Source organism: Thermoplasma sp. Kam2015, assembly GCF_003205235.1.
GTDB lineage: Archaea > Thermoplasmatota > Thermoplasmata > Thermoplasmatales > Thermoplasmataceae > Thermoplasma.
Window position 1 is genome coordinate 1 of record NZ_QJSM01000060.1, and the last position, 343, is coordinate 343.

At 31.8% G+C, this 343-nt stretch carries 1 protein-coding gene; it reads right to left on the reverse strand.

Annotated features, from left to right (window positions below):
- A partial coding sequence (locus DMB44_RS09190) for a zinc ribbon domain-containing protein (RefSeq protein ID WP_153280227.1) occupies positions 1-343 on the reverse strand: 343 nt, incomplete at both ends.

Below are 343 nucleotides of genomic sequence, written 5' to 3' on the forward strand. Positions count from 1 at the left end.
ATGGATAACGATGATAATCTATTCCTATCGTAGGTTAAACCACAGCTATTGCATTTGGATGCTTTCCAGATTGGGTGCTCTAATCTTCCACCACATACAGGACATTCAGAAGAAGTCCCCTCTGGATCTATATACAATGTTTTATTATTTGATTTATAATCTATAAATCTCTGGAATAATCTGTATGGCCATCTGTTAATATCTGTTCTGAACCTCTTTGATCTATTTGGATTGTTTTTAGATTTATCGTTGTTTTTATCTTTATTGTTCTTTTTCTTTCCATTCTCCTTTATATTTGTTAAATCCTCAAATACAAAGGTCTTATCATCATTGTCCTTTACTA